This window comes from Peribacillus sp. SIMBA_075, assembly GCF_046534585.1.
The window spans coordinates 1-368 of record NZ_JAWRYN010000203.1 but is presented as its reverse complement, the minus strand read 5'-3'; the positions used below and the strand labels follow the sequence as shown (position 1 = coordinate 368).

Below are 368 nucleotides of genomic sequence, written 5' to 3'. Positions count from 1 at the left end.
ACGACAAGGCCAGAGCAGGTCATTGGCATGCATTTTATGAATCCGGTTCCTGTCATGAAACTTGTTGAGGTCATCCGTGCCCTGCAAACGAATGACGAAACGTATCAAATCGTTTTTGAAACAGCGAAGAAATTAAACAAAACCCCAATTGAAGTGGAAGACTTCCCGGGGTTTGTCTCAAATCGTATATTGATGCCGATGATCAATGAAGCGATTTATACCCTTTATGAAGGCGTGGCAGATGCAGAAAGCATTGACAGTGTCATGACACTTGGAATGAATCACCCAATGGGTCCGCTTCGTCTCGCTGATTTAATCGGACTGGATACATGTTTATTTATTATGAATACCCTTCACGAGGGTCTTGG

At 43.5% G+C, this 368-nt stretch carries 1 protein-coding gene; it reads left to right on the top strand.

Annotated elements, in window-relative coordinates; translation table 11 throughout:
- Nucleotides 1-368 (top strand): 3-hydroxyacyl-CoA dehydrogenase family protein (locus SB775_RS27835; RefSeq protein ID WP_410864382.1); only part of this gene is annotated, 368 nt, incomplete at both ends.